Annotated in this window: 8 protein-coding genes and 1 riboswitch; of the genes, 5 read left to right on the forward strand and 3 right to left on the reverse strand. The window is 73.0% G+C overall.

Annotated elements, in window-relative coordinates; genetic code table 11:
* Positions 1–164: 164 nt before the first annotated feature.
* From ACIA3K_RS25130 to ACIA3K_RS25140, 3 genes are all read right to left on the reverse strand, one after another.
* Positions 165–965 (reverse strand): energy-coupling factor transporter transmembrane component T family protein, encoded by an 801-nt coding sequence (locus ACIA3K_RS25130; RefSeq protein WP_396804143.1) that lies wholly within the window; start codon positions 963–965, stop codon positions 165–167.
* The gene (locus ACIA3K_RS25135; protein ID WP_396804144.1) at positions 962–2,407 is read right to left on the reverse strand and encodes an ABC transporter ATP-binding protein; all 1,446 of its coding nucleotides are present in this window, start codon (positions 2,405–2,407) and stop codon (positions 962–964) included. Before ACIA3K_RS25135 ends, ACIA3K_RS25130 begins: the two co-directional genes overlap by 4 nt.
* A 126-nt stretch (positions 2,408–2,533) precedes the next feature.
* Positions 2,534–3,121: an ECF transporter S component gene (locus ACIA3K_RS25140; RefSeq protein WP_396804145.1), complete on the reverse strand. Its 588-nt coding sequence runs from the start codon at positions 3,119–3,121 to the stop codon at positions 2,534–2,536.
* Positions 3,122–3,198: 77 nt separating this feature from the next.
* Positions 3,199–3,303, reverse strand: a riboswitch (TPP riboswitch).
* A gap of 108 nt (positions 3,304–3,411) precedes the next feature.
* On the opposite strand from ACIA3K_RS25140, the gene ACIA3K_RS25145 reads away from it, so the two are divergent.
* The 5 genes from ACIA3K_RS25145 (at position 3,412) to ACIA3K_RS25165 (ending at position 8,624) form a co-directional block, all read left to right on the forward strand.
* Positions 3,412–4,242 carry an alpha/beta fold hydrolase gene (locus ACIA3K_RS25145; protein WP_396804146.1) on the forward strand — a complete coding sequence of 277 codons (831 nt, stop codon included), beginning with the start codon at positions 3,412–3,414 and terminating at the stop codon, positions 4,240–4,242.
* A gap of 23 nt (positions 4,243–4,265) precedes the next feature.
* Positions 4,266–5,072, forward strand: a complete 807-nt coding sequence (locus ACIA3K_RS25150; protein WP_396804147.1) for an aminoglycoside N(3)-acetyltransferase — start codon at positions 4,266–4,268, stop codon at positions 5,070–5,072.
* Entirely contained in the window at positions 5,069–5,845 is a 777-nt protein-coding gene (locus ACIA3K_RS25155; protein ID WP_396804148.1) for a sugar isomerase domain-containing protein, read from the forward strand. The genes ACIA3K_RS25150 and ACIA3K_RS25155 overlap by 4 nt, the downstream gene beginning before the upstream one ends.
* 119 nt (positions 5,846–5,964) lie before the next feature.
* Positions 5,965–6,468, forward strand: a complete 504-nt coding sequence (locus ACIA3K_RS25160) for a DUF6328 family protein (RefSeq protein WP_396804149.1) — start codon at positions 5,965–5,967, stop codon at positions 6,466–6,468.
* Between the two features lie 104 nt (positions 6,469–6,572).
* Complete coding sequence (locus ACIA3K_RS25165) at positions 6,573–8,624, forward strand: acyl-CoA dehydrogenase family protein (protein ID WP_396804150.1); 2,052 nt, start codon at positions 6,573–6,575, stop codon at positions 8,622–8,624.
* Positions 8,625–8,776 lie beyond the last annotated feature (152 nt).

Raw genomic sequence — 8,776 nt, forward strand, 5'->3', positions numbered from 1 at the left:
GCGACAACAACTTCAGGGATGTAGTGGCCTCGTCAGTGCGGGAGGCCACTACATCCCTGAAGTTGCGCGGATCTTGCCAGCGGCCCGGCGCGCGGGGGGCGCAGCGCGCGGGCGCCCTGGCGTACGCCGGGCTGGCGTGCGGCCGGCCTGGCGTGCGGCCGGTGTCAGCCGAGTAGGGGGCGGAAGGTTCCGGCCAGGATGCTCGTCGTCAGGGCCGCGCCGGCCAGCGCCGCCGCGCCGACGACCAGCAGCGTGTCGGCGAGCCGGAAGCGCTGCCGGCGGGCCACGGTACGGGGTGTGCCGGCGTCGAACCCGCGCGCGTCCATCGCGACGGCCAGCCGGGTACCTCGGCGGATCGCCCCGACCAGCAGCGCGAACGCCGTGGACGCGAAGAGTCGTAGCTTGGCCACGGGGTTGCGCCCCGCGTCGACGCCGCGGGCCCGGCGGGCCATGCTGATCATCTGCCACTCCTGCCCGAGCAGCGGCACGAGCCGGAACGCGGCCAGCGCCCCGATGGCGAACCGTGCCGGCGCCTTGGCGTTCTGGATCAACGCGTCCGCCAGGTCGGTCGGGTCGGTGGTGGCGAAGACGATCACCCCGGGCAGGGCCACCGCGAAGATCCGCAGCACCAGGCCGAGAGCGGTGAGCAGCACGCCGGTGCTGACCAGCACCGGCCCGGCGTGCAGCAGGACGCGGCCGGACTGGTCGGCGGCGAAGAGCACCAGCGTGACCAGGATGCCGACGGCGCTGAGCAGCAGCGGCAGTGCCCGCCGGGCCAGTACCCGGTAGCGCAGGCCGAACAGCGGCAGCACGGCGAGTTCGACGGCGATGGCGATTGCGGGCGCCACCGGGTCGAGCGTGGCCAGCAGGGCGAACGAGAAGACCAGCGCGGCGGCGAGCTTCGCCACCGGGTTGCGGCGGGCCAGCGGCGCTCCGGGCCGGGCGACCGGCTCGATGCTGATCATGGGCGTGGCTCCTGTTCGGCGTCGCGGCTCGCCGACCGCTCCAGGGTGACGGTGCGGTCGGCGAGCGCGGCGACGAAGTCCGGGTCGTGGGTGACGCTGACGACGCCGTGCCCGGCGTCGCGCAGGTCGGCGAAGAGGTCGACCAGCTCGCCCCACGTCCGCCGGTCCTGGCCGAAGGTGGGCTCGTCGCAGATCAGCAGGCGTGGCGCGGTGGCCAGGGCCGTCGCCACGCTGAGGCGCCGCGCCTCCCCACCGGAGAGGGTGTACGGGTTGGCCGCCGCGAGCCGGGTCAGTCGTAACCGGTCGAGTAGCCCGGCCACCGTCTCCTTGACCGCTGCCTCGGGTTGACCCGTCCGGCGTGGGCCGAGCGCCAGCTCGTCGAAGACGGTGCCGGTGACGAACTGGTGTTCCGGATCCTGGAAGACCGAGCCGATCCGTCGGGCCAGCGCGGGCGCGCGCCAGCGGTGCGGGGGAGTGCGGTGGTGGGCGCCGGCCAGCTCGGCCGAGGCGGTGACCCGGCCGGTGCCCGGTTTGAGCAGCCCGCCGAGCAGCAACGCCAGGGTGGACTTGCCGGCACCGTTCGGTCCTCGTACGGCGAGGGCCTCTCCGGCGCGTACCGCCAGATCGGTGGGGCCCAGCCGCGACGGCAGGCCGAGCCGGTCGGCGGTGAGCAGCACGTCGCCGGCGGCGGCGGTGGCCCGGCGCGGCGCGATGGGGTGACCGGGCACCCAGACGCCCTCGGCGGCGAGGGCGGCGCCGTGCGTGGCGAAGACCGCGTCGGGTGGCCCGTCCGCGCGGACGCCACCGCCCGGCTCCAGGACGACCACCCGGTCGACCAGGGGCAACGCCTCGGCCACCCGGTGTTCGACGAGGATCAGGGTGGTGTCGGTGCCCAGCGCGCCCGCCACGGCGCCCCGGACCAGGGCGGCGCCGTCCGGGTCGAGGTTGGCGGTCGGCTCGTCGAGCAGCAGCAGGCTGGGCCGCAGCGCCAGCGCGCCGGCCAGGGCGAGGCGTTGCTGCTCGCCGCCGGAGAGGGCGGCCGTGTTGCGGTCGCGGGGGTACGGGAAGCCGACGCGCCACAGCGCCTCGTCGACGCGTGGCCAGATCTCGTCCGTGGGTACGCCCCGGTTCTCCAACCCGAACGCGACGTCGTCGCCGGTGCGCGCCATGACCAACTGGGTCTGCGGGTCCTGAAAGACGATGCCGACCCGTTCCCGGCCCTTGCGCGGGTCGAGCCCGTCGATCTCGACGGTGCCCCCCTGCTCGCCGGAGTCCTCCGGCAGCAGCCCGGCGAGCGCGGCGAGCAGGGTGCTCTTGCCGGCCCCGGAGGGCCCGAGCAGCAGCACCCGCTCGCCGTCCTCCACCCGGAGATCCACCCCGCGCAGCGCCCACGCCCGCCGCCCGGCGTGCCGCCACCCGAAACCCCGCAGCAGTACCCCCACAACCCCTCCTCCCGGGTCCCTCGCTTTGTTGATCAAGAGGTTCGCGTCAGAATTCCGCCTCGCGGTGACGCGAACCTCTTGATCAACGAGGCAGGGTCGGACGGGACAGGGTCGGACGGGACAGGGTCAGACCAGGGCGCGGGTTCGGCCCGATGGGAGGCGGTCCAGGACGCCGGTGTTGGCCAGGGCGCGGGTGAGCGCCCAGCCGCCGACGCCCGCGATGATCGTGGCGCTGACGATGGTGAGCAGCGCGTACGGGATGCGGTAGTCGACCAGCTCGGTCTCGCTGTTCCAGACGAAGAAGTCGAACAGGGCCGCGCTGAGGCCGGTCAGCGCGCCGGCCAGCACGGCGGTCGGCAGCCGGTACGACCGGTAGCGGAAGGCGGCGAACGCCAGCTCGGCCCCGATGCCCTGCACGATGCCCTGCGGGATGACCGTGCCGGCCCACTGGCTGCCCAGCAGCGCGGACACGACCGCGGCCACGGTCTCGCAGTAGAGCGCGGCGCCGGGCTTGCGGATGACCAGTCCGCCGACCACGGCCGGCATCAGCCAGACGCCGTAGATCAGCGTCTGCGCCGGCGGGAAGAAGACGAACGCGCCCTCGGTGGCGCTCCAGACCAGACCCCAGGCCCAGAAGATGACGCCGAAGGCGACCGCGATCACCGAGGCGACCACGATGTCGATGGTGCGCCAACGGTTGGTGGTGTTGTCCATGCTGTGCTCCCAGTTCAGTGGAACGAACCAGGAGAAGACGCACGCCGCGCGTCCGGTGGCACCGGACTCACGGCGCGGCTGGAGGTCGACCGAACTCCCTGCGCTGGCATTACCCAGATCAGGTTCGAGGGTCTGCGGGCGTGCCCGCACTCTCAGCGCTGTGCGCTCCCCTGTCGGATGTGAAGTTGTCTCGCTGACGCTAGCACCGACCAGGGGTAACAGCCCAGCAGGGCCTTTCCGAGGTCCGCGCATCCGGGTCGGCGCGACGACGGCTGGGTAGGCTGACGATCATGCAGGTCGACGCGCGGGGTCTGACATTCGAGGTACGCACCGGCGGCCCGTCCGACGGCGTCCCCGTCCTGCTGCTGCACGGGTTTCCGCAGCACAGCGGTGAGTGGGACGAGGTCGTCCCGCCGCTGCATGCCGCCGGCCTGCGCACGTACGCCCTCGACCAGCGGGGCTACTCGCCGGGCGCGCGCCCCGCCGAGGTGGCGGGGTACCGGATTCCCGAACTGGTCGCCGACGCGGTCGCGGTGCTCGACGCGCTCGGTCTGGACGCCGTGCACCTCGTCGGCCACGATTGGGGCGCCGTCGTGGCCTGGGCGGTGGCCGCCGCGCACCCGCAGCGCGTCCGTACGTTGACGGCGGTGTCGGTGCCGCATCCGGCGGCCATGGCACACGCGCTCGCCACGGACGGCCAGCAGAAGGCCCGGTCGTCGTACATCGCGCTGTTCCGCAAGCCGGGCAAGGCCGAGAAGGTGCTGCTCGCGTGGCACGCGACGGCGCTGCGCAAGCTGCTGGGCGGGGTGGGCGACGCCACCCGGGTGAGCCGCTACGCCGACCCGATGCGCGAGCCGGGCGCGCTCACCGCCGCTTTGAACTGGTACCGGGCCATGTCCCGCGCCGACCTGGCCGCCGTGGCCCCGGTCGTCGTACCGACCACCTACGTGTGGAGCGACCGGGACGTCGCGATCGGCCGGACCGCCGCCGAGGCGTGCGCCGCCAACGTCACCGGCGACTATCGCTTCGTACCCCTGGCCGGGGTGACCCACTGGATCCCGGACGCCGCGCCCGCCGCGCTGGCCGAGGCGGTCCTGGCGCGGGTCGCCGGGACGGCCTGAGCCGTGCCGGGCGAGGGAGAGCTGTGACCGTTCCCACCGGCGGGCCGAGCACCCGCCGGTCGATCGCCGCGCAGCTCCGCCTGCTGGGCGTACGCCCCGGATCGACGGTGCTGGTGCACGCCGGCATGCGCCCGCTGGGCTACGTCTGCGGCGGACCGCAGGCGCTGGTGCTCGCCCTGCGTGACGCGCTCGGCCCCGACGGCACGATCGTGGTGCCCACCCACACCCCCGACAACAGCGACCCCGCGCAGTGGGGCAACCCGCCGGTGCCGGTGGACTGGTGGCCGCTGATCCGCGCCGAGATGCCCGGCTTTGACCCGGCGGTCACGCCGAGCCGCTACATGGGCGTCCTCGCCGAGACGGTCCGCTGCTGGCCGGGGGCACTCCGCAGCACGCACCCCCAGGTGTCGTTCGCGGCGCTCGGCCCGACGGCCGGGCAGGTCGTCGCCGGGCACGCGCTGGCCGACATGCTCGGCGAGGCCTCACCGCTGGCCCGGCTCTACGACCTGGATGCCGACGTGCTGCTGCTCGGAGTCGACCACAGCGTCAACACCTCGCTGCACCTGGCCGAGTACCGCCGTCCCGCCCTCGTCCGCGAGCGACTGGGTGCGGCGGTGCGGACCGCCGACGGCGGCCGGGAATGGGTGTGGTGGCAGGACGTCCGGCTCGACGAGAGCGACTTCGGCGCGCTGGGCCGGGACCTCGACGCCACGACGGTGGTCCGCGTCGGCCCGGTGGGCGCCGGGACGGCGAGGTTGGTACGCCAGCGGGCGGCGGTCGACTTCGCGGTGCGGTGGTTCGCCCGCAACAGACGGACGGAGGACGAATGACGGTTCGTGGTCAGTCACCTGGCGAGCCGGTGAGCGCCGAGGACTACCTGACAGTGGTGACCGAGACGATGTCCCGGGTGGCCGCCAGCCAGGCCGAGGCCGTGGGTCGGGCCGCCGACCTGATCGCCGACGCGGTACGCGCCGACGGGGTGGTGCACGCCTTCGGCACCGGGCACTCGGAGGCTCTCGCCATGGAGATCGCCGGCCGGGCCGGCGGGCTGGTACCCACCAACCGGATCGCCCTGCGGGACCTGGTGCTGCTCGGCGGCGAGCCGGCCGACGTGCTCGGGCCGCTGCTGGAACGGGACCCGGCAGTGGCGCACCGGCTCTGGGCGTTGGCTCCCGTACGGCCCTTCGACATCTTCGTGCTCGCCTCGAACTCCGGGGTCAACGGCGCGATGGTCGAGTTCGCCACGCTGCTCAAGGAACGGGGTCACAAGCTGGTGGCGATCACCTCCGCACAGCACTCCGGCCGGATGACCTCCCGCCACCCGTCCGGGCGCAAGCTGGCCGACCTCGCCGACGTGGTGCTCGACAACGGCGCCCCGTACGGCGACGCGACGCTGCCGCTGCCCGACGGGGGCGCGGTCGGCGCGGTCTCCTCGATCACGGCCGCGCTGCTGGCCCAGCAGATCACCGTGGAGGTGGTGGCTCGGCTGCTCGCGGTGGGGGAGCGGCCCCCGGTCTACCTGTCGGCGAACATCCCGGACGGGGACGCGCACAACAACGCGCTGGAGGCCCGGTACGTCGGACGGATCCGGCGCGGCTCCTGACATTGCCGCACGGTGAACGGCAGGTGTCGTGAACCTGTTTCGCGCTCGGTCGTGTGGGGCATTGGCGTTGCTGCCGGCGGCCGGGACCGCCGGCAGTACCGTCTCACCGGAGGTAGCGCGTGTCCAAGGAGACCGAGAAGCAACGCTGGCAGCGCAACTTCGCCGATCTGCTCCAGGAGTTGCGGGTCGCCCAGACCGGCGTGCAGATCCTCTTCGCCTTCCTGCTCACCCTGCCGTTCAGCAACGGGTTCACCCGGACCAGCGAGTTCCAGCGCGACGTCTACATCGTCGCCCTGCTCGCCGCGGCCGCCGCCACCGCGATGATCATTTCGCCGGTGGCGTTCCACCGGGCGCTGTTCCGCCAGGGGCGCAAGCCGGAACTGGTGCGGTTCGCGCACCTCATGGCGACCGGCGGCCTCGCCTTCATGCTGATCGCCATGGTCAGCGCGGTGCTGCTGATCACCGACTTCGTGCTGGATCGGCCGATCGCCTTCGTGCTGAGCGCGCTGGCCGGGGTCTGGTTCCTCGTCTTCTGGGTGCTCCTGCCGTTCGCCCGCCGTAACTGGGGTGACGACGACATCGACGACGAGGACGACGACCCGGACACGCTCACCGTCGGCTGACCCCCGTCGATGTTCACGCCACGCTACCCCTGGGTAACAACCGGGGGTAGCGTGGCGTTAGTCGCACACGTCGAGCAGCCGCACCGAGCTTCGAGGGGGCAGCCGTGACCACGACACAGGACGGCCGACCGGCACCGGACGGCCCCGACTCCGAAGCCGCCGCCGGGTCTGCCGCTGGATCGCCCGCTTCCGGCACGGCCGCTGGATCGCCCGCTTCCGGCACGGCCGCGCCACTTCCCGCCGAGGCCGGACAGGTCTCCGAGAAGGAGGCCCGCAGGGTCGCCGAGGCCGCCCGCGAGTCCACCTGGGACCGTCCCAGCTTCGGCAAGGAACTGTTCCTCGGCCGGTTCCGGCTCGACCTCATCGACCCGTGGCCGCGCTCCGACCCGGACGACGTGGCCCGCGCCGAGGAGTTCCTCGGCCAGCTGCGCTCCTTCGTCACCTCCGAGGTGGACGGCGCGGCCATCGAGCGGGACGCCTCCATCCCCGACTCCGTCTTCCACGGCCTCGCCGACCTCGGCGCGTTCGGGATGAAGATCGACCGGCAGTACGGCGGCCTCGGGCTGAGCAACCTGCACTACTGCCGGGCGCTGATGCTGGCCGGCTCGGCCAGCCCGGCGATCGGGGCGCTGCTCTCGGCCCACCAGTCGATCGGCGTGCCGCAACCGCTGAAGATGTTCGGCACCGCCGAGCAGAAGCAGCGCTTCCTGCCCCGACTCGCCGCCGGTGAGGTCTCCGCGTTCCTGCTCACCGAGCCGGACGTCGGCTCCGACCCGGCCCGGCTCGCCACCACCGCCGAACCGACCGACGACGGCACCGGCTACCGGCTCAACGGCGTGAAACTCTGGGCCACCAACGGCACCGTGGCCACCCTTCTGGTGGTGATGGCCCGGGTGCCCGCCGCCGACGGTCGACGCGGCGGCATCACCGCTTTCGTGGTGGACGGCGACAGTGCCGGCATCATCGTGGAGCGACGCAACGAGTTCGTCGGCCTGCGCGGCCTGGAAAACAGCCTGACCCGCTTCCACGACGTGTTCGTACCCGCCGAGAACGTCATCGGCGGCGAGGGCAAGGGCCTCAAGATCGCCCTGACCACGCTGAACACCGGCCGGCTCTCCCTACCCGCCATGTGCGTGGGCGCCGGCAAGTGGGCGCTGAACGTGGCCCGGGGATGGGCCGCCGACCGCGTCCAGTGGGGCCGGCCGGTGGGCGAGCACGAGGCCGTCGCCCAGAAGCTCTCCTTCATCGCCGCGACCACGTACGGCATGGAGACCATGCTCGACCTGTGCTGCCTGCTCGCCGACGACGACCGCAACGACATCCGGATCGAGGCCGCGCTGGTCAAGCTCTACGCCAGCGAGATGGCCTGGAAGATCGCCGACGAGCTGGTCCAGATCCGGGGCGGGCGCGGCTACGAGACCGCCGGCTCGCTGGCCGCCCGCGGCGAACGCCCGGCCAACGTCGAGCAGGTGCTCCGCGACCTGCGCATCAACCGGATCTTCGAGGGCTCCACCGAGATCATGCACCTGCTGATCGCCCGGGAGGCCGTCGACGCCCACCTGTCGGTGGCCGGCGACATCATCGACCCGGAGGCGGGGCTCGGCCGCAAGGCCCGCGCCGGCGCCCGGGCGGGAGCGTTCTACGCGCGGTGGCTGCCGACCCTCACGGTCGGAAAGGGCCAGAGCCCATCGGCGTACGCCGAGTTCGGCCCCCTCGCCGGCCACCTACGCCAGGTGGAACGCTCCTCGCGCAAGCTGGCCCGTTCGACGTTCTACGCGATGTCCCGCTGGCAGGGAAAGATGGAGCGCAAGCAGGCGGTCCTCGGGCGCATCGTGGACATCGGCGCGGAGTTGTTCGCCATGTCCGCCGTCTGCGTCCGGGCGACCGCCGAACGTGACACCCACCCGGAGAACATCGAGCTGGCCGACCTGTTCTGCCGGCAGGCCCGCGTTCGGGTGGACGCCCTGTTCGCCGCCCTCTGGGACAACACCGACTCGGTCGACACCGCCGCCGCCAAGCGGATCCTCGCGGGCCGCTACGCGAGCGTGGAGGAGGGCGTCGTCACCCCGTCCGCCGAACTGCCATGGGTGGCCCGCTGGGAGCCCGGCCCGTCCACCGCCGAGGACGTCCGCCGCCGCATCCCCCCGAAGCCGTAGACCTTCCCGACCGGCCCCGACCCCATCGGCGGGAACGATCGCGGCGTTGACGGGAACGATCGCGGCCCGCAAGATCGCGCTCGATCCTGGATTCAGTGGCATCCCTGCGACCCCGAGGCCACTACTTCCTGGTTCGAGCACGATCTTGGGTG

This window comes from Micromonospora sp. NPDC051543, from assembly GCF_044454415.1.
Taxonomy (GTDB): Bacteria; Actinomycetota; Actinomycetes; order Mycobacteriales; family Micromonosporaceae; genus Micromonospora.